General features: G+C 39.2%; 30 protein-coding genes and 1 rRNA gene. 3 read left to right on the forward strand and 28 right to left on the reverse strand.

The features are described from left to right. Nucleotides 1-347, reverse strand: a 16S ribosomal RNA gene (locus M3226_RS00005); the annotation flags it as partial. Between the two features lie 400 nt (nucleotides 348-747). On the opposite strand from M3226_RS00005, the gene M3226_RS32110 reads away from it, so the two are divergent. Next, nucleotides 748-876: a hypothetical protein gene (locus tag M3226_RS32110; protein WP_285857667.1), complete on the forward strand. Its 129-nt coding sequence runs from the start codon at nucleotides 748-750 to the stop codon at nucleotides 874-876. Between the two features lie 60 nt (nucleotides 877-936). On the opposite strand, the gene M3226_RS00010 is transcribed toward M3226_RS32110, so the two are convergent. From M3226_RS00010 to M3226_RS00035, 6 genes are all read right to left on the reverse strand, one after another. Then, entirely contained in the window at nucleotides 937-1,707 is a 771-nt protein-coding gene (locus tag M3226_RS00010) for a class I SAM-dependent methyltransferase (protein WP_251561439.1), read from the reverse strand. Nucleotides 1,708-1,819: 112 nt separating this feature from the next. Further along, the gene (locus M3226_RS00015; protein ID WP_251561441.1) at nucleotides 1,820-2,572 is read right to left on the reverse strand and encodes an exodeoxyribonuclease III; all 753 of its coding nucleotides are present in this window, start codon (nucleotides 2,570-2,572) and stop codon (nucleotides 1,820-1,822) included. 161 nt (nucleotides 2,573-2,733) lie between these two features. After that, complete coding sequence (locus tag M3226_RS00020) at nucleotides 2,734-3,519, reverse strand: divergent polysaccharide deacetylase family protein (protein ID WP_251561443.1); 786 nt, start codon at nucleotides 3,517-3,519, stop codon at nucleotides 2,734-2,736. Nucleotides 3,520-3,640: 121 nt separating this feature from the next. Then, nucleotides 3,641-4,081: a peptidylprolyl isomerase gene (locus M3226_RS00025; RefSeq protein WP_251561445.1), complete on the reverse strand. Its 441-nt coding sequence runs from the start codon at nucleotides 4,079-4,081 to the stop codon at nucleotides 3,641-3,643. A 218-nt stretch (nucleotides 4,082-4,299) separates the two neighbouring features. Next, a complete protein-coding gene (locus tag M3226_RS00030) occupies nucleotides 4,300-4,749 on the reverse strand; it encodes a CBO0543 family protein (RefSeq protein WP_251561447.1) in 450 nt (149 codons plus the stop codon). Continuing rightward, nucleotides 4,682-5,788, reverse strand: a complete 1,107-nt coding sequence (locus M3226_RS00035; RefSeq protein WP_251562311.1) for a DUF2515 domain-containing protein — start codon at nucleotides 5,786-5,788, stop codon at nucleotides 4,682-4,684. The genes M3226_RS00030 and M3226_RS00035 overlap by 68 nt, the downstream gene beginning before the upstream one ends. 96 nt (nucleotides 5,789-5,884) lie before the next feature. Between M3226_RS00035 and M3226_RS00040 the strand changes: the two genes are divergently transcribed. Continuing rightward, a complete protein-coding gene (locus M3226_RS00040) occupies nucleotides 5,885-7,747 on the forward strand; it encodes a terpene cyclase/mutase family protein (protein WP_251561449.1) in 1,863 nt (620 codons plus the stop codon). 35 nt (nucleotides 7,748-7,782) lie between these two features. Here the strand turns inward: M3226_RS00040 and mug are convergent, their stop codons facing one another. The 20 genes from mug to M3226_RS00135 form a co-directional block, all read right to left on the reverse strand. Next, a complete protein-coding gene (gene mug, locus M3226_RS00045) occupies nucleotides 7,783-8,283 on the reverse strand; it encodes a G/U mismatch-specific DNA glycosylase (protein ID WP_251561452.1) in 501 nt (166 codons plus the stop codon). Nucleotides 8,284-8,337: 54 nt separating this feature from the next. Continuing rightward, nucleotides 8,338-8,913: a YitT family protein gene (locus tag M3226_RS00050; protein WP_251561454.1), complete on the reverse strand. Its 576-nt coding sequence runs from the start codon at nucleotides 8,911-8,913 to the stop codon at nucleotides 8,338-8,340. A gap of 150 nt (nucleotides 8,914-9,063) precedes the next feature. Then, nucleotides 9,064-10,182, reverse strand: coding sequence for a Na+/H+ antiporter NhaC family protein (locus M3226_RS00055; protein WP_251561456.1), 1,119 nt, complete (start codon nucleotides 10,180-10,182; stop codon nucleotides 9,064-9,066). A 286-nt stretch (nucleotides 10,183-10,468) separates the two neighbouring features. Beyond that, nucleotides 10,469-10,882: a hypothetical protein gene (locus M3226_RS00060; protein WP_251561458.1), complete on the reverse strand. Its 414-nt coding sequence runs from the start codon at nucleotides 10,880-10,882 to the stop codon at nucleotides 10,469-10,471. A 24-nt stretch (nucleotides 10,883-10,906) separates the two neighbouring features. Then, nucleotides 10,907-11,797 carry a peptidylprolyl isomerase gene (locus M3226_RS00065; protein WP_251561459.1) on the reverse strand — a complete coding sequence of 297 codons (891 nt, stop codon included), beginning with the start codon at nucleotides 11,795-11,797 and terminating at the stop codon, nucleotides 10,907-10,909. A gap of 10 nt (nucleotides 11,798-11,807) precedes the next feature. Next, the gene (locus tag M3226_RS00070; protein WP_251561461.1) at nucleotides 11,808-13,289 is read right to left on the reverse strand and encodes a S1C family serine protease; all 1,482 of its coding nucleotides are present in this window, start codon (nucleotides 13,287-13,289) and stop codon (nucleotides 11,808-11,810) included. A gap of 148 nt (nucleotides 13,290-13,437) precedes the next feature. After that, nucleotides 13,438-14,868 carry a sensor histidine kinase gene (locus tag M3226_RS00075; RefSeq protein ID WP_251561463.1) on the reverse strand — a complete coding sequence of 477 codons (1,431 nt, stop codon included), beginning with the start codon at nucleotides 14,866-14,868 and terminating at the stop codon, nucleotides 13,438-13,440. After that, nucleotides 14,840-15,541, reverse strand: a complete 702-nt coding sequence (locus M3226_RS00080) for a winged helix-turn-helix domain-containing protein (protein WP_251561465.1) — start codon at nucleotides 15,539-15,541, stop codon at nucleotides 14,840-14,842. Before M3226_RS00080 ends, M3226_RS00075 begins: the two co-directional genes overlap by 29 nt. Nucleotides 15,542-15,892: 351 nt before the next feature. Next, the gene (locus M3226_RS32460) at nucleotides 15,893-16,516 is read right to left on the reverse strand and encodes a hypothetical protein (protein WP_308211912.1); all 624 of its coding nucleotides are present in this window, start codon (nucleotides 16,514-16,516) and stop codon (nucleotides 15,893-15,895) included. Further along, nucleotides 16,503-16,886, reverse strand: a complete 384-nt coding sequence (locus tag M3226_RS32465; RefSeq protein WP_308211913.1) for a hypothetical protein — start codon at nucleotides 16,884-16,886, stop codon at nucleotides 16,503-16,505. The genes M3226_RS32460 and M3226_RS32465 overlap by 14 nt, the downstream gene beginning before the upstream one ends. Before the next feature lie 64 nt (nucleotides 16,887-16,950). Continuing rightward, nucleotides 16,951-17,925 (reverse strand): quinone oxidoreductase family protein, encoded by a 975-nt coding sequence (locus M3226_RS00090; protein WP_251561467.1) that lies wholly within the window; start codon nucleotides 17,923-17,925, stop codon nucleotides 16,951-16,953. 11 nt (nucleotides 17,926-17,936) lie between these two features. Then, nucleotides 17,937-18,716: an enoyl-CoA hydratase/isomerase family protein gene (locus M3226_RS00095; RefSeq protein ID WP_251561469.1), complete on the reverse strand. Its 780-nt coding sequence runs from the start codon at nucleotides 18,714-18,716 to the stop codon at nucleotides 17,937-17,939. A gap of 39 nt (nucleotides 18,717-18,755) precedes the next feature. Further along, nucleotides 18,756-19,526 (reverse strand): SDR family NAD(P)-dependent oxidoreductase, encoded by a 771-nt coding sequence (locus tag M3226_RS00100; protein WP_251561470.1) that lies wholly within the window; start codon nucleotides 19,524-19,526, stop codon nucleotides 18,756-18,758. A gap of 57 nt (nucleotides 19,527-19,583) precedes the next feature. Beyond that, nucleotides 19,584-20,345 carry a 2-phosphosulfolactate phosphatase gene (locus M3226_RS00105; protein ID WP_251561472.1) on the reverse strand — a complete coding sequence of 254 codons (762 nt, stop codon included), beginning with the start codon at nucleotides 20,343-20,345 and terminating at the stop codon, nucleotides 19,584-19,586. Nucleotides 20,346-20,363: 18 nt separating this feature from the next. Next, nucleotides 20,364-21,440 carry a phosphotransferase family protein gene (locus M3226_RS00110; protein WP_251561475.1) on the reverse strand — a complete coding sequence of 359 codons (1,077 nt, stop codon included), beginning with the start codon at nucleotides 21,438-21,440 and terminating at the stop codon, nucleotides 20,364-20,366. Between the two features lie 162 nt (nucleotides 21,441-21,602). Then, nucleotides 21,603-22,172 carry a TetR/AcrR family transcriptional regulator gene (locus M3226_RS00115; RefSeq protein ID WP_251562313.1) on the reverse strand — a complete coding sequence of 190 codons (570 nt, stop codon included), beginning with the start codon at nucleotides 22,170-22,172 and terminating at the stop codon, nucleotides 21,603-21,605. A 476-nt stretch (nucleotides 22,173-22,648) separates the two neighbouring features. Continuing rightward, nucleotides 22,649-22,843, reverse strand: coding sequence for a hypothetical protein (locus tag M3226_RS00120; protein ID WP_251561477.1), 195 nt, complete (start codon nucleotides 22,841-22,843; stop codon nucleotides 22,649-22,651). A gap of 137 nt (nucleotides 22,844-22,980) precedes the next feature. Beyond that, the gene (locus M3226_RS00125; protein WP_251561478.1) at nucleotides 22,981-23,262 is read right to left on the reverse strand and encodes a hypothetical protein; all 282 of its coding nucleotides are present in this window, start codon (nucleotides 23,260-23,262) and stop codon (nucleotides 22,981-22,983) included. Nucleotides 23,263-23,441: 179 nt separating this feature from the next. Then, complete coding sequence (locus M3226_RS00130; protein WP_251561481.1) at nucleotides 23,442-23,606, reverse strand: hypothetical protein; 165 nt, start codon at nucleotides 23,604-23,606, stop codon at nucleotides 23,442-23,444. A gap of 362 nt (nucleotides 23,607-23,968) precedes the next feature. Beyond that, a complete protein-coding gene (locus tag M3226_RS00135; RefSeq protein ID WP_251561483.1) occupies nucleotides 23,969-24,517 on the reverse strand; it encodes a helix-turn-helix domain-containing protein in 549 nt (182 codons plus the stop codon). A gap of 179 nt (nucleotides 24,518-24,696) precedes the next feature. On the opposite strand from M3226_RS00135, the gene M3226_RS00140 reads away from it, so the two are divergent. Next, the gene (locus M3226_RS00140; RefSeq protein WP_251561485.1) at nucleotides 24,697-25,578 is read left to right on the forward strand and encodes a VanW family protein; all 882 of its coding nucleotides are present in this window, start codon (nucleotides 24,697-24,699) and stop codon (nucleotides 25,576-25,578) included. Between the two features lie 39 nt (nucleotides 25,579-25,617). On the opposite strand, the gene M3226_RS00145 is transcribed toward M3226_RS00140, so the two are convergent. Then, on the reverse strand, nucleotides 25,618-25,896 hold the full coding sequence (locus M3226_RS00145; RefSeq protein ID WP_251561487.1) for a hypothetical protein: 279 nt from the start codon (nucleotides 25,894-25,896) through the stop codon (nucleotides 25,618-25,620). Nucleotides 25,897-25,908 lie beyond the last annotated feature (12 nt).

A 25,908-nucleotide genomic window follows, 5' to 3' on the forward strand; every position in this document is an offset into this window, starting at 1 on the left:
GAGTCTGGGCCGTGTCTCAGTCCCAGTGTGGCCGATCACCCTCTCAGGTCGGCTACGCATCGTCGCCTTGGTGAGCCGTTACCTCACCAACTAGCTAATGCGCCGCGGGCCCATCTGTAAGTGTCAGCCGAAACCGACTTTCAGCTTTTCCTCATGAGAGGAAAAGGATTATCCGGTATTAGCACCGGTTTCCCGGTGTTATCCCAGTCTTACAGGCAGGTTGCCCACGTGTTACTCACCCGTCCGCCGCTAACCTTCCGGAACAAGTTCCGAAAGATTCGCTCGACTTGCATGTATTAGGCACGCCGCCAGCGTTCGTCCTGAGCCAGGATCAAACTCTCCATGAAAGTTGATTAGCTCATTTTGTTACGTTGGCTTAGTTTCAAATAGAAACTAATATTATTGTTTGTTGACGTTTTTGTTTGTTTAGTTTTCAAAGAACAATCACCGTCTACTAATCTATCAATTAGCGACATTTACTATTTTAACATAGCGTTTAAAACTTGTCAACCTCTAATGAATGTTGTTAATTACTTGGCTCTCAAATCATTTCGTCGAAGCGACATTGATAATAATACTATCTACATTCAAGATAGTCAACTATCTTTTTAGGTATTTTTAAAAAAAATAAAACTCCTTATCTAATTAAAAACTAGAATAATACAACCTGGGTAATGAATTGGTTTTAAATAACCCAACACTGGTTAAAATATGGTAGTAAATATTTAAAAAGGAGATGTTGTATTAGTGAATATTAATTTCTATAAAAAAGATGAAGACAATCAACCCATTGAACAAGAACAAATAGAAGATTTAAACCTGGAGGAAAGGGTACCAGAATTTGACGAAATAGGAACAGCCCTAAACGGTATATGATTTATCTAAAAAAAACCCTTCGCACCAAGAGAATATCTCTTTTTGCAAAGGGGTCTTTTCTTATTTTTTAATTGCCTTTAGAACGATCGCCTCTCCCAGAAAAGATACTACTTGACTCTCTTCAATCGTAATTCTAAATTTATCCTTGATTCTTTCGGAAGCACTTATGAAATAATGGGTCAAATTTTTCTTTTCTTCCATAGGTAAATTCATTCGATTACACCAGGAATCAAAATAAAAGGTTTTTTCAAAACGATGCCATTCATCAATTTCGAAACCAGCAAACTCAAGCATACGAATCCACTCACTCTTCTTCCATGCTCTAAAATGACTGTAATCCCGCCATTTTTCTACTTTATTATAAAATTGATCATATTGATCGTCTTCTGGAACGACATTATCGTCTAACAAAAATTGTCCGCCTTGTTTTAGGACACGAAAAACTTCTTTAATAAACTCATTAATATTAGGAAAGTGGTGCGGGGCAATCCTGCACGTAACAACATCAAAAGAATCGTTCGAGAAAGGTAAGTTTTCAGCATCCCCTTTTATGAACTCCACGTTTTGATTCCCATTTCCTTTTACAAATTTTTCAGCAGCGGTTAACATCTCCTGAGTTAAATCAACAGCGGTTACCCTCTTAACTAGCGGAGCAAACGCGTTAGCCGTATGGCCTCCACCCGTGGCAACATCAAGAAGTTCTTCTTTCCCTGTTACTTCGGCCATTTCTATTAATTTTTGCAAGTCCTTTCCATCTTTATGAATCCGACTGCTCACATAAGATTCGGCACTTTTTCCAAATTGCTGCTGTACATCCTTTTTGAGATCCATCGTTATCCCTCCGAGAAATTCCTTATTTATACTAACTATAAGGCAGTATCTCAACGAAGAAAATTACAGTTTTTCAATATACTGTAATAAGAAATTCTTATCGAACAGGGATTTAATTAAGTTCAAGGACGACCGGGCAATGGTCACTGCCCATTACATCGCAATGGATTTCAGCTTCTTTAAGCCTGTCCTTCAATGATTCTGAAACGATAAAATAGTCAATTCGCCAGCCAATATTTCGTTCCCGTACCTTGTTCATGTACGACCACCATGTATAGGCGCCTTCCTGTTGTGGGTAAAAATGACGGAAGCTGTCTATGAACCCAGCGTCGAGCAGGGATGTCATTTTTCCTCGTTCTTCATCCGTAAATCCCGAGTTTCCAATATTTGATTTAGGATTGCGAAGATCGATCTCGTGATGGGCCACATTTAAATCTCCACAGAAAATGACTGGTTTCCTTTTATCTAAATCCATCAAGTGCTGAAGTATGCGGTCTTCCCATTCTAAGCGATAACCAATTCTTGCTAGATCTCTCTGTGAATTTGGCGTATAGACATTAACCAAGAAAAAGTCGGCAAATTCTAGAGTCAGAATTCTTCCCTCATCTTCTCCAGCGTCTTCTCCGACTCCATATCTAACAGACAGTGGTTCTTGCTTTGTAAAAACAGCAGTACCTGAATAACCTTTCTTTTCAGCGTAATTCCAATATTGGTGATATCCATCTAAGTCAAGACTAATTTGTCCTTCTTGTAGTTTCGTTTCCTGAACGCAGAATATATCCGCATTTACTTCCTGAAAATAATCTATAAACCCCTTTTTTACGCACGCCCTTAGCCCATTTACATTCCAAGATACTAACTTCATATTGCCCATTCCCTCTCCCTAATTGATTTCTATATATCAAACAATGAATTGTGAATTTAATAAGTCAGATGCCATTTTACCAGTTTAGCCCTCATTGGAAAAGAAATCTGAACGAACATTGTTTTCCAGCTATCAAAAAAGACAGCCTGTCGCTGCCTTTTTCATGGTACAAAATGTTTTTTTGTCAGTTCACCTGCAAATAGTTCCGATACGGGTACTATTTTAATATTTCGCTTTTTAAATTCATCCATTGCTTGAAATACACCAATTGAACAAACCTTCCCTGTTACACCAACATGTCCGATGGCAATTCCTTTACCTTTTATTTCTGTTACCTTTGCCAGTCTGACCATTTGTTTTCGAACATAGGAAGAGGAGGAGATATCATCAAGAAATACGTCTCGTTTTAAAAGTGGAACCCCTAGTTCCTTTGCAATCTCCGGAAATTTTGTTCCTGGACTTGTCCCGCTGTCGATAATAAATAAGTTCTTTTCTTTAGCAACTTCCACAATGATCCGAACGATTTCTTCGTTTTCAACCGCACGCGAACCCATATGATTATTAAGACCTACCGCATATGGGACACTTTTTATAGCTTCCTCTACACGTTTCCTTACTTCTTCTTTTGAGAGGTCCACTGTAATTGGTTTAGGACCCAACCATGATCTTTTTCCTCTCTTTGGTTCCATTGGTAAATGTACCATAACCTCAAAACCGTTTTTATGTGCCCATTCCGCATGGGCCTTAGAACTTTCCGTAAATGGCATAACGGCTGCTGTAATTGGAATATCTCCTTCTAAAAAGTCACGGACACCACCGGTCCCCCCGCCAAAATCGTCGATGATAATGGCAGCCTTTAGTTCTTTTGTTTGCTTTTTATTTTCTGCAGCATTTGTATGAAAAGGGAATAACAAGAATGGTATAAGCACGAGCACTAACTTTTTCATATCGCCCCTCCAATTGATCGCTTCAACGTTAATGTGCCCGTTTGTTTTTCCCTTTACTACTTTATAATGACGTTTTCTGTTGCATAAAAAAAAGAGAGCGAAACCGCTCCCTTTGTATTACCTATTCTTCATCATACACTTTAACTTCAACCATTTTATCGCCATTTCTCATGTTTCTAACCGCTGCTAAGTCAGAAGTAACCTGTCCAAATACAGTATGAACACCATTTAAATGCGGTTGTGATTCATGAACGATAAAGAATTGGCTTCCGCCAGTGTTTCTTCCTGCATGCGCCATTGATAACGATCCTGGAACATGTTTATGTGGATTTCCTTCTGTTTCACAGTTGATCGTGTAACCAGGACCACCCATCCCTGTTCCCGTCGGGTCGCCACCTTGTGATACGAAACCTGGGATTACACGGTGAAAAATAACACCATTATAAAAGCCTTCATTTGCTAACTTTTCGAAGTTTGCTACCGTTCCAGGTGCTTCGTTTGGGAATAGATCAAACTCAATTTTGTCGCCATTTTCCATCAATATGTATCCTTTTTTAGCCATGAAAAACACTCCTTTATGTAAAAATCATTCTTATCATACACTTTTCTATCGAGAAAGGAAAGTTTAGCCACTAATATTTTCACTGCAGTTGTGGTATAATAAAAGTACCCCCCTCCGAACATTCGCTTGTTGCGGGACACTTAACCACTGTACGGACGGAGGGGGCTGGTGCCGCATTGACGGCATCACGAAAGCCGAGACTGCGGTCTCGGCTTTTGTTATTCACGAATTCTGTTTCCCATCCACTCATGAAATACGACAACAATAGATAAAAAAATGCCATAACCAAAAAAAGTGTAGAGATGGTTCCATTTATCGGAATGAGTAAACAAGCCAAATAATTCAGCCAACCTTTCAAAAACAGGCATGAGTAAGCTCACCAAAAGGATAACCCCTGCTTTCCCCCAATTGGTCAGCTGCGAAATACACCTTAATAGCAGTAGTGTCATTAATGGAAGCGCCACTAACGTAAACGCAAGATTAATCGTAAAAATCTTCTGGAATGGCCTTAGAGGAAAATGATAAAAATTCTTTCCGACAAAATATAAATCTGAATAAGTCCCTAACAAAGAAGAAAGCACCATACTGCCAAGTTCATATTTAAAAGGTAATGGCCTTTTTGGCAAGTGCTGCAAGTTCGAGTCGTTCGAGTGTTTTGCAATATTCATCTTTTATCTCCCCATTAATTATTTCTTCATCTTCTACTAAATAATCCACCACACGCCAATCTGTAAACCAATCCCCTTTTTCAGCTTCATTTTGACTTACATTTTTCCAAGCCATCTCTAGCATCGGGCTAAAAATCCTTTTTGCCCCTGGCCTCAACTGACAGGATTTTAAGTGAAGCTGGTAAGGAAAACCAGGTGTCCCTTCGTTCACGCTATTAAAAATATGCGGCCAATAATCCTTCCTTGAACCCGTATGTTGATAGCTTTTCGCCCATTCGACTGCCTTTTGGTGAATCTCTTTATTTTTAAAAAGAATCTTATATAATCTCTTACCAAGTAAAATCCTCTCATGCAATGATTCAAACTGATGAAGTGTTTGACCGGCCAAGTTCTTTCTTCCGTAAGGAAAAAGAATATGATTAAATGAAAGCCAATCTTGTAGTAAAAATTCAAATTTGTTTAATACATCTTTTTGATACTGCGGATTTTGAACCACTCTTTTTTCTAGGTAGCTTTGTTCATTAATAACCAAGGCCATCGTAAGAATATACGTGTCATTGGTTCTCCAAAACTGATTCCAAATCGTTTCCATGAAAGTGGAGATATTTAAATAAGCAAATAAATGAAACAAGGGCTTTCTTGATTTTAGGCTTTCTTCATAAAGTAAAAACTGAGGATAAACATCTTGAAAAATCAGCCAATTGCCCCGCTCTAGAAATTGAAAGAATAACTGACGATCCTTCTTTGTCATCAATCGGGCCAGGAATTCCCCTTTTAAATCAGTCATGTTCCATCCGCCATTCCGGGAAACCATATGGCCGAGAAAAGCCCAGTGGATATCCGGGTAGCGAAGATAAAAATCAAGATAGGCTCTCGTTCTCGTGACATTATTTAAATTATATTCCCTGGTTTTCTGCTTTATTTTATCTAGAAGAATCCCCTCACTCTTGGTAATCGGAGGCAGTGACAACGACGATTTTCTCTTTTTCTTTAATTTTTCCGAAATGCTTTCAAGCGGTGGTCTCTCACGATTTCTGATAAAAAAAATGACACATTACCTCCCTTACGAATTCTCCAGTATGAATGAGAATATGTATAGATAGATGAGAATTTTGGGAGAGGAATGTGAAGGACGATGACTGATACAAAAAAAGGCATGGATTGGATTATTGAGATGCTTCGCAAAGACCAATCTCCCAACGGCTCTTGGGACTATCCATTTGAAACAGGCATATCTACAGACGCCTATATGATCATTTTATTACGGTCATTGGAATTACATGATGAAGAATTAATTCAGGGGCTCTCAAACAGAATTCTCAGCAAACAGGAGAAAAATGGGGCATGGAAGCTTTTTTATGATGAGGGAGAGGGTAATCTGACGGCAACTGTAGAAGCCTATTATGCTTTGTTGTATTCGGGAAACTACCCTAAAAATGATAAACGCATACTTGCAGCCAAACGATTCATACTTGCTAACGGCGGTATCGAACAAGTAAGCATGTTTACAAAGGTCATGCTTGCCATAACCGGACAATACACCTGGCCTTCCTATTCTCCGCTTCCAATCGAACTGATTCTCCTGCCACTGCATTTTCCGATTAACTTTTATTCGTTTTCCGTTTTTGGCAGAGCTAATTTAACTCCCATCATGATTTTGGCCGATAAACAGTTCACAATCAAAATAGACAAGTGCCCTGACCTTTCTGATTTACATCTAAACCGAGAGGCAAAAAGTCAATGGGACTGCTCAGAGGACTATCGTTCCTTATTTTCTTTTATTAAAGACGGGGCTGAGAGCTTACTAGGTTTACCAAAACAGCTTCATCAGCTAGCGATTGAGCGGGCAAAAAAGTATATGCTTGACCATCTTGAGCCGGATGGTACTTTTTACAGCTACTATAGCTCTACTTTTTTAATGATATTTGCCCTATTATCCCTTGGGTATAAAAAAACGGATCCCGTGATTACTAAGGCACTGGAAGGTATCCTATCGATGAAGTGTGAAATTGACGGCTTTCCACATATGCAATATACAACAGCAAATGTGTGGAACACCTCCTTAATTAGTTTTTGTTTACAGGCTGCAGGCGTTACACATAACGATCCCATGGTAAAGCAGGCCAATCACTATTTGATGGATAAGCAGCATCGAAAATTTGGCGATTGGGTGATTCATAATCCAAAGACAATGCCTGGCGGTTGGGGCTTCTCCGATATTAATACCATTAACCCGGATGTAGATGACACAACCGCCTCACTTCGTTCTATTTCACGTATGAAACCTCCTGAGACACAATTATGGGATCGCGGCATTACGTGGCTGTTGTCGATGCAAAATGATGATGGCGGCTGGCCGGCGTTTGAGAAAAATACAAACTCAAAATTGCTGCAATTTTTGCCTATCGAAAAAGGAGAATTTATCATCGCAGACCCGTCATGTGCCGATTTAACCGGGAGAACGCTGGAATTTTTAGGTCGATATACTAATTTGTCAGGGGATCATACAGCAATAAAAAAAGGAATTCATTGGCTATTAAGGAATCAGGAGAGGGATGGCTCCTGGTACGGAAGGTGGGGGATTTGTTATCTATATGGAACTTGGGCCGCAATTACAGGCCTTATGGCAGTTGGCTTTTCAGTCCGGCAAACCTCGTTAGAAAAAGCGGTTCAATGGATTCTCGATAAACAAAATAAAGACGGCGGCTGGGGAGAGTCCTGTCTTAGTGACAGTAAAAAAACTTATGTCCCGTTACCTGCAAGCACGTTAACGCATACCGCCTGGGCTCTTGATGCTTTGATTTCCGTTTCAGATAAACCGACAACTGCTATTAAAAGAGGAATAACTTATTTACTTGATAATCTAGAGAAAATGGACTGGACTACAGACTATCCTAAAGGGCAAGGAATGGCAGGTGCTTTTTATATTCATTATCACAGTTACCGATATATCTTTCCGCTCATGGCTTTAGCAAATTATCATAAAAAATTCGAATGAAATACAACATCGACGGAGAATCTTCCCCGTCGATTTCATTCTATCTCTAGGAGCTGACGGTAGATATCCACAATATCGTTTATCTTCATTCTAACCAAACCACTAGATGAAGGTGCGACAAAATCGATGACCCCCGGGACAACTGACTCTATTTGTTTCCCCCAGGGAGCCGACTTTCGACCGCTATATTCTTGATAGACTCCCTTACCAACAAAACAAACCACCTTGGGCCGATACCGCTCAATCTTTCGTTTCAGTGTCTTTCTTCCCTCTCTGTACTCTTCCTTTGTAATTTCATCTGCTGCCTTCGTTGGTCTCTCGACTATATTGCTAAATCCATAGCCAAACTCTAATAAATGGGCATCTTCTGCTGCATTATATTTCCGCTCTGTTAGTCCAGCTTCATATAAAATCTTCCAAAATCGATTGTTAGGATTGGCGTAATGGTGTCCAAGTTCACTAGAACGAATACTTGGATTAAAACCGACAAATAAAATCTTTAAATTCTCTGCTAAATGATCATCCACCGGATTCACCTTTCTCCTCCTCTATCCTTTTTATTTTTTACCCATTTTCATTTTATTTTCTGTTTACATGCTAACCCGTCGGAACGATGTAATAATCGTTGCCAGCATACCAATAATAGAGATGATTAACAATGAATACAAAAGTCTGGCATCCTGTAAGAGAAAAAGGCCTGTTAAAATAATCACTGCATCAAGAGTAACCATAATAACTCCAACATTCATCTTTGTCCATTTTGCGATTAAAAGAGCGAGCAGGTCCATTCCGCCTGGACTGATATGATTACGAAGCATCACCCCTACACCCACTCCAATAATGGTTGCTCCTGTAATCACACTACTGATAATTGGTAAATTCACTAATCCGTTTAATGGGAGTAGCAACTCAATCAGGCAGCCGGAAAAAACCGCGCCAAGTATTCCATTGTAGAAATAAATCGGATCCTTTTTGAGAGCAAATAGATAAATAGGAATATTCAGCAGAATAAACATAAGACCTACTTTCAATCCCCATACGTAATTTAATAATAGGCTGATGCCAAATATTCCGCCATTTATTAAATGAAACGGCAGAATAAACATATTAATTCCCACGCTAATCATCGTGCTTCCGAATCCGATCACCGCTAATTTTTTCAGCATCTCATCATTCCTTGTCCAATTACTTTATTACCACTTATATGATAAAAAAATGGACTTCATTCAACTAGAACTTCTGGGATTCGAATGAAAAATAAACAGAGCCATTTTAGCCCCCGTTTTTAAGCGGTTGCCGTACGGTGTTTTTTGGAATTACGCATTCCCTTGCCGAGCGAAACTAATATCGTAATAATCAATCGGTAATACCCATAAAAATAATGCATATGGCAAATACTCAAACATCGGAATGCCTACAATTGTACTGCACATAATCGCAAGCACGCTCCATGGGACAACCCCTGGAAATAGCATAGTTGAATCACCCATCACTCTAACTAACTCTTCTTTTCCATAATAATGGGACCAATGTGGGAGAAACGATCTCCCCGTTAAAATAATCGGAAGGGTCTGATTGGCAGCAATTACCGTAATGATTAGTGTTGCCATAAGTGTTTTCAAGGTATCTACAAGCAAACTGTGCGATGACTCCAGCCATTTATCCAAATAGGGCTGAATAACATTTAGTTTTTCCAAAAGATCATTATATGCCCCTGCTAGGGCTAAAAACAGCAGCAACTGGTACATATGAATGAAACCGCCGCCTAGGCCATCAATGCCATGCCAAAGAGCTCCTGCTACTGTTGTCCATGAAGTCCCATTGACCAACGAGATGACAATTGCTGATAGAATACTAGATAAGAACGCATATATGATACTCATTCTAAAAAGAACCAACACGATTAGTGTGATCGGTGGAATAAACATCGCCGGTGACAGCTCACTCCAAATCAAATGATCACTTGTTATAGACGCCTTGCTGGTAATGTGTGAGTCCACTACTCCATAAAAACATAGACAAAAAAGAATGGCCGTAGCGGTTGTCATAAACATTGCTTTCCCTTGCCTTTTTACTGGTACTTCGACCGTGTGGGCCAGTAATTGATGTGCGCTAGAGAAAGGCGATGTTCGGTCTCCGACAAAAGCCCCTGAAACTAATGCTCCCGCTACAATGGGAAGAGGGAGATGAAGTACCGCGGCTGTCCCTAATAGCGGAACCCCAATTGCACTTAGTGTCCCGATCGTCGTACCTAGCAGCATGGAGAAAATCATCGTAATAAAGAAGGATAGAATAAAAAAATGGTGTGGATGGATAAAATTCAATGCAATCTTGACCATTTGTCCAATCGTTCCTGATAAGTACCAGGATGGCAGCAAGAAACTGACTAAAAATAAAATGATGATGACAATTCTTGTTTTATGGACACCTATCATACTAATTTTTATTGATTCTCTAATAGAGAAAGTGGCTTTTAATGAGAGTAAAAATAAAATAAAATAAAATAAGATATCCAGGAAGAAAGCCTATTACCAGTGGCTGGTGATAGACGACTGACAAGATAACCCCGATTATAGTGATATGCAGAAGAAACAGGACCTGTGTAAAAGAAAACTTTACCGTCATAGAAAACCCACCTTTAGAAATAAGAACACTCCTCATTATAAGGAAAATTTCGCACTTCGGAAAGTCAATCTCAAAAAAAGGAGAGCCGTTCTTAAGTCATTGAAGGTATCTTTTTCTAGAACTAAACTTTCTGCGATAAACAAACTTCCGTAAATCATCCTCCTTTAAATTATCATCATATATTAAGAACAATAATGATTGTAACTCCGGAAAATGCTCCATGACGAAAAGAGCGAACTCCTTTCGTTCGCCCTTTACTTTTATTTTAAATTCGTCCTGTTTCACTATTTCCTTCAACTGCTTCTCATAATAAGCCTTTGTATCTTCCCACTTTTCTTTGCGATTCTCCAAAATATCACGGGCATACTCCGGTAATTTGTCGATAACCAGATCAAGATAGCCTTCAGACCACATGACCATTTTATCTTTTTCCGGCAACTCAAACACCATATTCATTAGATCCAGGTCATCACCTCGACTACTGGCTGCATGTTTCCCGACCCGATTCATTTTGTTCACCTCTTGGTTGTTGGGTTATGCGTCACTACTCAAAGTATTTTCAATGTCATAATTCTTTTTCTTACTGTCTATCCAAGTCTGATATTCAGAATCAACTTTTTGGTCGAATAGGGTTTCCTTTATTTTAGCCTTGCTTGCCTCATAGTTTGCTGCTTGTGCTGCTTTTTTATCCTCCACTTTTATGATATGGTACCCATATTCTGTTTTAACCGGATCACTAATTTTGTTAACTGGTAAGGTGAACGCAACGTTATCAAATTCGGTTACCATTGTTCCTTTCGCAAAATAACCAAGCTCCCCGCCGTTATCTTTTGTGCTTTCATCGGTCGAATACTTTTTGGCTAATGTTGCGAAATCTTCACCATTATCGAGTTTTTGTTTGATTTCCTTTGCCGTTTTCTCATCTGCCACAAGTATGTGACTGGCTTTAACTTGCTCTGCGGTAGCATAAGAATCTTTGTTTTGCTCAAAATAGGTTTTCATTTCGTCTTCAGTGATTTTGATTTCAGGTTCAAGTAGTTTCTTAATTAACAGGTAATTCTTTACATCATTTTTAAGTGCAGTAAGAGTGGTATTGTTGTCAACGAGTGCCTGATTAAAGGCATCCTCTCCACCGTACTGTTCTTTTAATTTGTCAATTTCACTGTTAATTGTACTATTAGAAACCGAAATCTTTTTCTTTCCTGCCTCTGCCTCTACAATTTTATCATTGATCATTTGGTCAACCGTGTCCGAACCATACTGTTTGACCAATTTTGTGTACAATTCATCCTTCGTAATTTTTTCACCATTAATGCTTGCCACAGCATCATCCTGGATTAAGGTAAAAGTTAGAAACACTCCTGCTGCGATTATGAACGCAAGTATTAAAGCGCTCAATTGTTTATTCTTTTTTATCCAAGCCATTAATTTACCTTCATCCTTCCGAGTTTACTGTTATTTTTGCATTTAATGTAATCAGTTTTCCATCGCGGTACACCCCAAATTTGATGGTGTCACCGATTTGCACTTTCGAGTATAAATATTTTCTTAGTTCTGATGAATTAGTAATTTGAGTTCCATTCATTGACACAATGATATCCTTTGGCTCGAAGCCTGCCTTTCCAGCTGCAGAATTGGAATCAATATTCATCACTAAAACACCTTTAGTCACATTTTGAGGAAGGTTTTGATAGTACATTTGTGGTACTTGGTCTAAGTCAGCTAGGCCGACACCTAGATATGGGCGGTCAATTTTCCCATTTTTAATTAATTGGTTCACAATAGGGATAAAATCATTACTAGGGATCGCGAAACCTAACCCTTCTACCCCGGTTTCAGATATTTTCAAACTGTTAATACCAATTACTTGACCTTGCGTATTAATTAAGGCACCACCGCTGTTACCAGGATTAATTGCTGCATCTGTTTGAATAACATTTGTATCCCAATTTCCAGCAGATGTTGAGACGGAAATGGTTCGGTTAGTGGCACTAACAATTCCTTGTGTTACCGTTCTAGATAAATCAACCCCGAGCGGATTACCAATCGCATATACTTGGTCACCAGGTCTCAATGTTGATGAGTCTCCGAAATTAGCTGTAGTGGTAACATACTTTGCATCAATTTTTAAAACAGCTAAATCTGTTAACGCATCGGTTCCAACCACTTCTGCAGTTGTCTTTTGACCATTATATAATGAAATCTCTAACTTAGAGGCCCCTTCAACGACATGATTATTCGTAACAATATAGGCTATTGTTTTATTTTTTTGAAAAATAACACCAGAACCCGAGCCGCTTTCCACACTTTGTGAAGAGTCAGAATTAGAATCAGAAAAAGAGTTAGAATTAGAATTACCCCATAAATCCGTCGTTGGCTGCTGTTGCTGATAATTTACAATCCCAACAATGGCTTTGGATAGCTTTTCAACCGTGTCGGCAACGGAATTATTAGTAGAAACCGCCGTTGGCTGCGCGGTTACGGTTTTAACAGCATTACTACTAGTAGGACTGCTTAACTCTTGATTTTGACTATTTTGATTAAAGTTGTTCATATAATCGGTATGAGGTAAGACAGCTAAGGTTAAGACGGATCCAATTACACCTGCTGCGATGGTCGATACAAATCCCGTTGCCTTACGCTTTTTCGTGCCCTGCTGATTATTGGAACGTGTTTGTTCAATCATAGGAGGAGCAGCCATTTCTTCAGGAATCTTTGTATCCTTGATGTCTTCAAATTCTCCGTCCTTGTTTGACTCTACTGAGAAAGTTGCATCTACAGCATTCACACTATTTTTTGAATGGCTTTCGTCCTTCATTTTTTCAAGAGAAAATTCTTCAGAATTTGTATTATTCTTCATCTCAGATGAGTTTGGTTGATAGTTTTCGCCGAATTCATTTTCATTTTTGAAGTCCATCTTAATCGATCTCCTTTAATCTATTTCTTATCTTGTGTATACTTTAACTCACAAATCTTAACAAATTATTAACAAACTTTAACGAGTTTAAGAAAAAATGTAGAAAAAATGAAAAAGCTGCGGGTTATCCCGCAGCTTTTTCCAATCATTATTCGTTTTTCAATCGAATCGTAAATTTTGTTCCTTGTCCTTCTTCACTTGTAACGTCAATTTCACCGTTATGGAGCAGAACTAATTGTTTCACAATCGACAGACCTAATCCAAATTCACCATATGGGGTACTCGTTCTAGAGATATCTGCTTTATAAAAACGACGCCAGATGTTTTCGATTTCATTGGAATCAATCCCAATTCCCGTATCTTCCACTTCAATAATCGTGGCATTAGCTTCTTTTCTGCCGCGCAGCCATATAGTCCCGTCGGAGGTGAACTGAATACTATTCTTCGTGATATTGATTAAAATCTGAATAAGCCGGTCATAATCAGCCAGTACCATAATTTCCTGTTCAGCCTCAACAATAATTTGGTTATTTTTATCCTCCGCCAGCATACTCAACTGATCTTGGATAATTTCAAGTACTTCTAATAATTGTATCTCTTCTTTAAATAGTGTAATTTGATTAGAGCGTATTTTTTCAAAATCTAGGTTTTCATTGACAAGACGAATCAGTCTTTTTGCCTCTTGACTGACTAAATTAATTCCGCGTTCCTTATCTCCTTCAGGAATCATATCATTTTTCAGGCCTTCAATCACGCCGCTTATCGTCGTTAACGGTGTACGCATTTCATGAGAAACATCCGCCATGAACTGACGCCTTCTGTTTTCAAGGCTTTCAATTTCTAACATCGATTGATTTATCTTATTTACCATATGATTAAAATCATTAGCCAACTCACCGATTTCATCAAAATTAGAAGAATTCACTTTTACATTATAATTTCCAACAGAAACTTGTGATGTTGCTTCACGGAGTCGCTTGATCCGGTGAACATGAATCCTTGATAAAAACCAGCTTTGTAAAAAGGAGACTGCAAAGGCGATTAAAATGGTATACAGTAAATACTTATTCAATTGCTGAATCATTTTACTCGAACCGCTTATGGGCGAGGTTAATAGTACACCGCCAAAAAATCTTCCGTTTTCTGTATATGGTAATACAACAAAGGTGACCCCTTCTTGCCCAAAACGTTTAAAATCGCTTTGGACAATTAAAGTCTTCCCCTTCGTTACTTTATCCCATTCCTTCTCACTTAAATTTTTAATGGCAGGACCATGTTTATTAACTAAATAGAGTTGACCATGCTGGTCGAACATACTAAAACTCATTTTTCTCGCTGCCAATACATTACTGTATTGATTTAGCACATCGTCTGAGTCTAGAGGTGATGCCTCCTTTAAATCGGATAGAATTGCTTTTCCATAAGAAATCAGTTCATCTGATTTATTTTCATAGATTAGGTTTTCGACATAATGAGCAAATAGTATACTTAACAATAAAAACGCAACAATGATAATACTAATATGACTAAAAAACTGCTGATAAAAGTACTTAAACTTCATCTGTTTTAACTGCATCATCAAATTTATATCCTACTCCCCAAACGGTATGGAAGAAAGGCTGTGACGTTGTTTCCACCTTTTTCCTCAGACGTTTGATGTGAACATCAACCGTCCGCTCGTCACCGTAAAACTGATATCCCCATACACGCTCTAGTAATTGTTCACGAGAGAATACCTGGCGAGGATGTTCCACCATATAAGAAAGTAAGTCAAACTCTTTTGGTGTTAAGTTTGTCACCTGTGTTTCATCTACAAATACTTCTCTCGTAATTTTATTAACCTTAAAACGGTCCGTTTTAATTACGTTGTCTTGGTCTTTATGCTCTTGGTTCTGTACTCTGCGTGTTACAGCTTTAATTCTAGCCATCAAGGTTAGCGGACTAAATGGCTTCGTGACATAATCATCAGCCCCCATCTCTAGACCGAGTACCTGGTCAGATTCACTATCTTTCGCAGTTAACATAATAATTGGAACAGTAAACTTTTCATCACGAATTTTCCGGCAGATCGTTACGCCATCCATGCCTGGAAGCATCCAGTCAATAATAAGGGCATCCCAAGTTCCGTTTTTAAAGCGAATGTACCCCTCTAACCCGTCGTTTACAAACTCTCCTTCAATGCCTTCCTTAGCAAAAAACATTTCAATCATCGAGCAGACACCTTTATTATCTTCAATCACTAATATTTTCACAATCACTCATCCCCTAGCAAAAAAACTCTTTCTTCTTAGTTTATACGAAATTTTTTTCATATCAAACCCTCTGCACCATAATTACATTTTAATTAAGAGTTTGTTCATAGTTTATTAATATTTAAGCTTTTTCCAGAACAAAAACGCAAGCGCCTTGAACAGTCCCGACAAGCATAAGACGCTCAAGGAAAGAAGGCGTTCTTTGCCTTCATTCCCTGAGTGGCTGTAGACCATCGGGGGGCTAGGCGCTGGAGCTGTACGTCGACAGTCCTTTTATTAACAGTCCACAATTGAAAATTTTATAAACAAGAAAAAGAGACTTGAAATATTCAAGCCTCCTTTGTTCTTTTATTATATTTTTACTGCAGAACCAGCAAAAAGCGAAACCGCATTTTCTCCGAGTATTTTTGAGATTTGTTGTTCAGTTATTCCCTTTTCTCTAAGATCTGGAAGGATATTTTCAAAAATATGTCTAGGATGCCCGTTCTCCATAATTTTCTTTACTTGCTCATTCATCACTGGAGGCCGGCCCGGCCAAATATTGACGCTGTCATGGGCTAATAAGATTTGATCTTCATAACCCGCTTCCAATAAGGAGATTAAAGTTGCAACCCTATCTTGGTCTAGCGGAGCCCCTGCAAGAACTTGGATTCCAAAGCGGTCGAAGCCGATTCGTACCCCTTCATCCATTACTTCCTTATGATATTCTGGGTTGGTATTTCCACACATATGGCCAATAATAATTTTATTAGGATCTGCACCATGTTCAATCCGCATTCTTGCCTGTTCAGGACCCATTGTTCCTTCTTGAGTATGGGTCAGAATGACTATTCCGGTTTCCTGTTGAACCCGTGCAGCCGCACGGAAAAACATTTTTTCATATTCGGTAGTTTCATCCTTGCTCGATGCTAATTTGATGATCCCCGGCTTAATTCCCGTTCCGGCAATGCCTTCGTTAATTTCAGTTATAAACATTTGATCGATATCCTCTTCCGCTGTTCCCAGCCCCTCCCTGTCTTAATTTGAAGTAAGGAGTGGCCCCCTCACCCTCATAGTAGAAGCCAGTCGCACAAATAATTTGCAGACTGGTAGCATCCGAGATTTGTCGTAAAAATAGAGAGTCTCTGCTGCATTCATTAGGGGAAGGGTAGACGACGGTTTGGACACCATGCTTTGAAACCGCCTCGCTATGGCAATGCCGCTCTAATGCTTCCTCTTTATTAAATGTACCAAGTGTAACATTGCCTTGAAATCCTGGGTAGCCAAAAATAAAGTGTTCGTAAATAAGTGTTTTTCCAAGTCTATCAACGGGTATTCGACCTGTAACAGTTTCAACTGCTTTCATTACATCGGTCACCCTTTCAGATCTATTAGATTATTGGCTCAACAAGTTACACTAGATGATTTCTTTAAGGTTCTAAAATCAGTTTGCCTTGTGTTTTTCGAGATTGTAATAAGGTATGGACCTTGGCCGCCTCTTCTAAAGGAAACACACCGCCAATCGTCAGCTTTAATTTCCCCTGACCAAGATATGTAAATAATTCTACTAAACTTGGCTGAAGCAGCTCTGGTTTTCTCATGATTTGTGGCAGGAAAAATCCGATGACTGATTGATTCCTCGCCATGAGTGAGGCTGGGTAACACCGGCTTTGTTCGCCGCTTGCTGCACCAAATATAACGAGGCGGCCAAATGTGGAGAGACATTTAAGGGTTTTATTAAAAACCTCACCTCCGACCATTTCAAGGGCAATATTTACGCCTCTGCCGCCAGTTGCCTCAAGAACCTGCTTATCCCAATCGGACTGTGTATAGTTAATGAGTACGTCTGCTCCCATTTCACGGGCCAAGGCTAGCTTTTCTTCCGAGCTTGCGGTGGCAATGATTTTTCCCGCCCCAAACAATTTTGCAAGCTGTACTGCTATCGTTCCTACACCCCCTGCTGCCGCATGAACGAGGACACTTTCCCCTTTTTCCAACCGACCCATAGTTTTTAAAATATGATACGCGCTTAGACCTTGAAGCGGCAGTGCTGCAGCGGTCTGGAAATCTAATTGTTCAGGTATTGGTATAACGGACCGTTCATCAGCTAGGGTAAAATCCGCATAGCCCCCGGATTCAATTAATGTCACGATTCTTGTTCCAGGCTTTATTTTTGTGACTTGATCGCCAACTTCTGTTACGACTCCGGCAATTTCAGCACCAGGAATAAATGGCAGCGGTGTCTTCACGACATACTGTCCTTCCCGCCGGGCTGTATCGGCATAGTTGACTCCGATTGCTTTGATTTCGATTAATACCTCATGACCTTTAGGAACCGGCCTTTCAATTTCGACAAGGTTTAAAACTTCTGGTCCCCCATATTCTTTTAGCTGTATCGCTCTCATAAATTCCACTCCTACTTTCCTTTAAAGGCTGGTTTTCTTTTTTCCTTGAACGCGGTGATACCTTCTTGGTGGTCCGCGGTTTGGACCATTAATGTCTGAATGAGACGTTCCTGCTCCAGGATTTCCTCTAATGTGGAGGTAAATGCTTGATCAATTAATTTCTTTTGTTTTCCATAAGCTTTTCCAGGTCCGTGGGCTAATTTTAACGCATATTTGGTTGTTTCTTCTTGGAGCTTTTCCAACGGAACTAAAAAGTTGATTGCCCCTAACTGATATAAGCGTTCGGCAGGGATTGGCTCAGCTGTAAATAAGAATTGTTTCGCTAAGTGAGGGCCAATTAGCCTTGGAAGTAGGTAGGACCCGCCGCCATCAGAAATGAGGCCCACTTGGGAGAAACTAAGCGCAAACTTACTTCCTTCTGCAGCTATTATGAGATCGCAGGCTAATGATAAATTTACTCCTGCACCTGCCGCAAAGCCATGAACAGCAGCAATAATCGGCTTTTCGGTCTCTTTCATTAATAAAATCAGTTCATTGAGCTTGCCAATATGCTCATATACTTGAACCCCTTTTGCCTGCCCCATGGTTTTAACGTCCCCGCCAGCACTAAACGCACGCCCCGCTCCAGACAAGACAATTACTTGGATATCCTCGTTATTTTGAGCTTGCTGGAGGGCTTCTTTTAATCCCAAGATCATCTCCGGACTGAAGGCATTTAGGCTTTCTGGACGATTTAAGGTTAAGGATAAGACTGGACCAAGTTTTTCAACTAATAAATGTTCTTGCGTCATTTACATCTTCCTCCCAAAATGGATTGTTTAAAAGCTTACTTACTTAATCAGCCAACCGCCATCAACGAGCAAATCAGATCCCGTCATATACGATGCTTCAGGAGAGGCTGCGAATGCGATTACATTTGCAATCTCATCCGGATTACCGACACGCTGCAAGGCCGTATTCTTTTGAATTGCCCTTACAAACCGTTCATTTTTCAAGCCCTGTTCTGTTAAGGGCGTCTCTATGAAACCTGGAGAAACTGAATTCACCCGAATTCCGTAAGGTGCTAACTCTAGCGCGAGTGACCTTGTAAAATTAATCACTGCTGCTTTGGCCGCACTATAATGAGGGATTTCCTCCCCTGCCTGATGTCCAGATAACGAAGCTACATTTACAATCGCGCGGTTCCCATCCTGACGTTGTGCTCCCTTCACCATGATGTTACCAAGTGCCTTCGAAACTAAAAATACACTTTTCAAATTAACATCTTGTACATTGTCCCATTCTGTTTCCGTCATCTCCAGAATACGGGCATTCCGTGATCCACCGGCATTATTAATGAGAACATGAAGGTCACCGTAATGCTGTAGAACATACTCGGCTAATTCCGAAACGGCTTCCCCGTTGGTGCAATCTGCCGTAAATACTTCAGCCATGGGGATTCTGGTTCTCCCATTTATGGCATTCGCTGTTTGTTCAAGTTTCTGTCTTGTCCTGCCAACAAGAATCACCTTTGCCCCTTCATTCGCGATCCGGAGAGCGGCCGCCCGGCCAATTCCACTTCCTGCCCCCGTTACAACAGCAATGGTTTTCACAAATCTCATCTATCTTCCACCTCTTTATAAAAAAATAACTGGAATGCTTTATACTAGAGCATGAATCTATTTGGCGGGACATCGTTGGTTTTGGAGGGACAACGTAGGTTCGACTGTTACCTTCCCCTCTCTTAAGATTGGGACGATTGAGGTGATCCCTTTAGTTGCAGCAAGCTTCAAGTCAGGGTGCTGATCATGTTTGTCTAAAAGCCTGCCAACATATGAATCTAGCAATACTTCGTAGGAATCATCCTGTCCTCGGTAAAAATATAGGGCTGTTTTTGCAGCATCGGTTAATTCGTATTTACCTATGTTTAGCAGACATTCAATTAGGTGCCCGGCGCCATAGAAATCTTCTAAACTCGTTTCCCCGGAATTACCTGAACAAATAATCAGGATGGTTGAATCATCAGTATAATCCTGTAGTGATTTGGCTACTGCGGGATTGTTGAGCAGCGAACCAATATAAACCCTATTTGCAGAAGCCGATTTCCTTAAAGCGACCGTTCCATTAGTAGTAGACAAAATTAATGTCTTCCCCTTAATGTTCTCACTAATTAAGGTAGGACTGGGATAAACAAAACCATCTATTGGTCTTGCATCCAGTTCACCCGCCAGAATATATTCCCCCTGTGAAAACTCATTTGCAACTCCCATTGCTTCACGGCTATGCAAAACAGGAATGACTTCCTTTGCACCATCCTTTAATGCCGAAACAATGGTTGTGGTCGCCAGAAGCACATCTAAGACGACTGCTATCTTATTTCCAACTGCCATTTTTTCTTCTATAATCTCTTCTTTTTTCATCAGAAGGTGAATTTTTGTCATTTCAATTCGGCTCCCCCATTAAAGCTTTTCTTCCGACACAAGTGCAGCATGCAAGATTAAATTTTTTACAAAGTGGTTAAAATTCGCAAAACGAGTGTCACTGGTTTGCCCTTTTTTGTAACGATAATAGATTTGCTGGCCTATGACGGCAAGCTTAAAGTAGGCAAAGGTTAAATAAAAATTGAAATTGGTAATATCCCTGCCGCTTTTTTTAGCGTAGAGTTCAATGAATTCCTTTCTCGTCAAAAAGCCCTTATGGACAGCAGTAACAGGCGCTTTCCCTAAACCATTAATCAATAATTCGGAATCGTCTCCCTGATTCCAATAACCCATTGCCGCACCAAGGTCTGCCAACGGGTCGCCGACAGTTGTCATTTCCCAGTCAAACAGTCCGGCCATTTCTGTTAAATCCTCATTAAACATGGCATTATTAAATTTATAATCGTAATGGATAATCACCGCTTCTGACTGTTTAGGAATATGATTCACGAGCCATTTTTTTAGAGATTCTACCACTGGGATTTCATCGGTTTTCGCCCGATCATATCTGCCTATCCAGCCATGGACCTGCCTTTCCATAAAGCCCTCCGGTTTACTTATCTCGGCAAGTCCTGTTTCTTTGTAGTCGATTTCATGCAATTCGACCAATTTTTCGACCATGATCACTGAAAGACGCCGGCAGAGATCCCTTGTCACTTCAACCCCATTCGGAAAAGAAGTATCAATAACCAAGCCATTTTTTCTCTCCATGATAAAAAATGGACTCCCAACAATAGTTGGATCATCCGAATAAAGAAGCGGCCTTGGAGCAACGGAAAAAATCGGGTTTAGCGAAGTGAGAATTTTGTATTCCCTCCCCATATCATGGGCTCTCGGTGCCACTGGTCCAAGCGGAGGACGTCTTAGCACCGCCTCCCAATTCCCCATCTTAATCTGATAGGTCAAATTAGAATGGCCCGCAGAGAACTGCAAAATTTCCAACTGTCCTCCTGGTAATAAATCAATATTTTTTCTCAAAAAATTCTCCAAAACCGACAAATCCAATTCTTCACCTTGTCGAACTGGAATTGTATCCTTATTCATTTGACGTGGCATAAAATTCCTCCTGTCATAATAAAAAATTCCGACTCTTCTAGACATAAATTATTTAAACATGGATTAAATTTACCATACAGGCTAACCCACATACTAACCAGTTAGTATATAGGTAAAAAAAAGAAGGGGGACGTTTTAAAAATTAACACTCCCCTTTTTATATTATTGATTCACTTGAATGCCCTTTAAAATCATTTCGACAAAAATTTCAGCAACCTCACGATCTGAGCAGCTGCCGTTTGGATTAAACCATTGATAACTCCAATTTGTTATCCCAAGAATTCCAAATGTAATAATAGAAGCATTGATTTCCGGACGAAATTCCCCGTTCTCAATCCCTGCTTTTATTAGCGCCTCAATATTTAAACGGAATTGATCACGCTTTGAAATAATTAAGGCGGAATGTTCTTCATTTAAATTGGATAACTCCCGATAAAAGATTTTCGCTGCAGAACCTCGGGATTTAATATCCGAAAGGAGCAAAAATACAACTTCAAATAATTTTTCTTTATAATTCTTTGATGAATCGTTAAAAATCGACTCTAGCTGGACCAGTAATTCATCAATATAGCCGCGATGAATATCCATTAATAACTCTTCTTTACTTGAAAAGTAATAATAAAATGTTCCCTTTGTTACCCCTAGGGAATCAACAATATCTTGTATAGATGTTTCACTAAAACCTTTCTTTTCAAATAAGCGGATGCTTTGTTCCGTTATTCTTTCCTTCACCATTATGTCCTCACAATCTCTTATATGTTATACAAATTATACCATAAAGACCATTCTCTATTTTAAAGTAACCTGTCTTCTTAGGGGATTCAAACATCTATTTTTTCACGGCCTCTTCCCATAAAGTGCGGCGACACGGGGATAGATATTCTAGCCACTTGCGAAAATTAAATCTTTCTTTTTATCAACAATAGTTCCGGTGGCGGGTGACTTGTGATGCCACATACATCGTAGGAACATCGGGGAACATGGTTGGCTGTTCATTTTTAATGGTATTTAGGACCTCCTTTAATTCAAACAGTGACAGCTCATCTAACTACAGATCAATACTAACCAGTTAGTATGTTATATGTACAATTATACCTTCAAAACTTAATTATTCAATTTCCTTTCTAAATATTCTAATAAATTTTTAGTGATTTTAGCAAAAAAAAAGAAGGGCTGGAAAACTTCTGTTTTTTGGCCTTCCTTTTCTATTAGTACCGTTTGAAAGATCTTTTTTGTTTATTCATTACCTCATACGATTTTTCAATGATGTCTGTTAAAACATCACCTTTGTAAATTCTGCCTAGCTTTAATCCCTGTTGATAATATTCAACAATTTCATCCAGCTTAGCAGAGGTTTGTTTCGTGATTCTGACATTTAGTTGAATTCTTTCGTTCTCATTCATTACTTGACTCTCCTGTTTTTCTTGCTATCTTTTGCTAGCAATTATCTATTCCTTTGTTATCACTTGCTACTATACTACAAATTCTGATTTTTTTCATTAATAAAAAATTGGACCAACCTGATGCCCCAATTTTATAATTAACCAAGAATGGACACCTCTATCGGTGTATTAACAAAGTGAGCCTGCAGCCAATTATTTAGCAGTTCAACTAGCTTCGGGTGAATCGGCAAATTCCCCTCTGCAATAATATCTTTTTTGACCGTAAACATGGTGGAGGTACTTGTAATTAGTTTGCAGAAATGCCCCATATTTTCAATAACATAGTATTCAGCATCACCTTTAACATACTTCGGCAGATCCTTTATAACATCTGGATTAGCTTGAATATCACGTGTTCCTGTAAAGCTAAGACTGGGCAAGTAACCTTTGCTAAATCCTCTCTGACATTATAAATAAAATGTTGACGCATCCACTTGGCATTTATTTTTGTAAAACTAACCTTAAGACAATCATCTGTTGAGTTTTGTACCTTTTCTATATATTTTTGTGCTTGTTTCTCTATCTTATTATGCACACCTAATAAGCGAAGTAAAAAGCCCTAGAATCCTTTAGCTTTCAAAACATCCTCTCTGGCAATTTCCCTCTGCCGCTTAAGCGCTTCACTTATTCTCTCAACCTCCCCCGATAGTAGGATTAAACCGCCGAGCTCTTCTCTTACGGCCAACGCTGTCCCAATCGTGCTTCCTTCACTATGGCCTAACACGATCACCTTACCAGGATCTACTTCGGGAAGGTTTTTTAAAAATCGAACGGCCGCTTGGGCATCGTCTACTAAGTCACATAACCCGTTGTTAAATAATCCCCCTCACTAGCGGCAACACCTCGTTTGTCATATCTTAGATTGATGAATCCCTATCGATGTTAAAAATTCAGCTAACTGACGATATAACTTTAAATCCATTTTTTCATTTATTTTTCCATTACGATCTAATTTTCCTGAACCTTAAATAATTACGACTGCGGGGCTTTTATCTATCCTAGCCTCCGGTATACACAGCGTCCCCTTTAATACGGGTTGGCTTTGTACTGTTACTTCTCTCTCCACCATTCTCATCGTATATCCCCCTATTGTTCTTCGTGTTTTTGTTCAGGAATAATGATCGTAGCTAATGTTCTCCTTCTTCTTCCCTTTTTCGGCTTATTTTGCGTGACCCTCGCATAAACCTGGGATATTTCCTTAGTAAATTGAACAAACTCGTTGTCGTCTAAAAATACACTAGTCTGCCTAAATGATACACCATCGCTGACTAAATCAATTTTTTCCTGGTTTAAATATCGTTCATATTCACCCATGATATTGACCATGAATTTAAAAAATAAATCCATATGCACATCCTTGGTGAAACTGTTTAATTCCTCTGGGGGGATCGATGCCTTGGCATGATCTTGCAGAGAGTATACCTTTTCAATTGTCCCTCGATTTGGTATCTCATCAATAATATGGATTACACCTGCCTCCACTAGTTTTTTAATGTGCCGATACAATGATGCCTGTGGAATATCAGGTAGTAATACTTTCATTTGTTGAGCGGTCATTTGTTGGTTTATTAATGACTGAATAATTCTCATCCGAACTGGATGCAATATTACGTCTGCGGTCGATTCCTTTACCATTATTAAATGTCCTTTCATTTATTACCATTATTAATAATGATAATAAATTATCGTTTGGAATTTGTAAAGCAGGAGATTGGAAATAAATATAATTTATTCGATTTTAACTTCTTCCTCTCCAAATCCCTACATGAAAAAGGAATTTTCTACTTATATTATAATGAGGAGGCGGGCATTCAATGATACTATCATGTATTTTAGGCATTATCTTAACATCACAACCGATTAACTCTCCCGATCATTTAGTCATAACAAAAAACGGAATCCATGTGACAACTATTAAACAGGAGGACTTCTCCTATCCTTATACAGATTTGCCGATTATAGATTCTAAAAAGTACAATCAATTCTTAGATAATTTGGACAAGCATTTCTCGATTAAGCCTGAAAATGCCATGATTAATTCAAATGGTGAGATTGTGCCTGAAAAAGTTGGTTTGCAAATTCATCGCCATGCTTTTACAGAACAGCTGTATGCTTATTTATTTTCACATCAATCGGGCAAATTGGAAATCCCAATGTTATCTGTTTATCCTAAAGTGGATAGTGAATTACTTTCGGATATACGCAGTATGCGAATTGGCCGTTATGTAACGTCCTTTAATCCTGGAAACAAAACACGGTCCAATAATATTGATTTAGCAACAAAGGCAATTAATAATTATGTTATCTTTCCGGGAGAAACCTTTTCTTTTAACAAAGTGGTCGGAAAAAGGACTGCTTCGAAAGGCTATTTAAAGGCTCCTGTAATTATAAGAGGGGAATTTTCAGAGGATATTGGCGGTGGCATATGTCAAGTCTCATCCACCCTTTTTAACGCTGTAGATAGTGCGGGACTAAAAATTCTCCAAAGATTTTCACATACGAGAAAGGTTCCGTACATCCCTCCTGGCCGTGACGCAACGGTTAGTTGGTATGGCCCTGATTTTGTCTTTAAAAATATCTATAAAGAGCCAGTCTTAATCAGAGCAAAAACAATGGGTCATTTATTAGTAATTAATCTCTACTCTTCAGAATTGATTGAATACCAACCAAGAAAAGTTCCAAACGCTCTATATTAAAAAAGTCCGCTGAATCAACAGCGGACTTTTTTATGCTTTTTACTGCTTATTATTATTTAATGCACTTTCCATTAGCTCCTCGGAAAACTCAGTTAGAGCTGTGTTGTCCATTACATTGAGGCTAGGTAGTTTGGTCTTTTCTGAAAAGTTTTTCACTGCATTTTGAAAAGGAAGTGCAAAATCCCTACGCTTCCCTCTTGTTATCCCAAACAAAGCGGCACTTAAAGATAATCCAACAAGTGATGCCCATAATGGCATTCTGCTTTTTGGTTTAGGAGTAAACAATTTGAAAAACGGCTGTCTTGTCAGTTTTTTCATTTTCAGCACCCC

The sequence above is a fragment of the Neobacillus cucumis genome, from assembly GCF_023715505.1.